The 385-nt window shown below is 70.6% G+C and carries 1 protein-coding gene; it reads left to right on the forward strand.

Annotated features, from left to right (window positions below; genetic code table 11):
* Positions 1-385, forward strand: a 385-nt coding sequence (locus ACT3SQ_RS19325) for a transposase (RefSeq protein WP_444601633.1), incomplete at both ends; no start/stop codon positions are given.

A 385-nucleotide genomic window follows, 5' to 3' on the forward strand; every position in this document is an offset into this window, starting at 1 on the left:
CCGCTCGACGACCCGACTGCGGGACCAGGTCGTCTCGGCCGTGATCACCTCGGGCCGAGCAGCCTCCGAGGTGGCCCGGGCCCACGGCGTCTCGTGGTGGCTGGTCCAGTCCGCCCTCAGCGCCGCCGCAGTGGTCCTGCCTGACGTCGACGACGTGCGGGTGAGGCGTCTGGGGGTCGATGAGCATCGCTACCGGTCAGTGTGCTGGTTCCGCACCGATCAGGGTACCTGGAGGCGGTTCGAGCCGTGGATGACGACGCTCGTCGACCTGGCCACCGGGCAGGTTCTCGGCATCGTCGACGGCAGGGACTCCAGGGCCGTCGGGGACTGGCTGGCCCAGCGTTCCGAGCTGTGGCGGGAGCGGATCGAGATCGTCGCGATCGAC

This window comes from Brachybacterium sp. AOP42-C2-15 (assembly GCF_052377065.1).
Taxonomy (GTDB): Bacteria; Actinomycetota; Actinomycetes; order Actinomycetales; family Dermabacteraceae; genus Brachybacterium.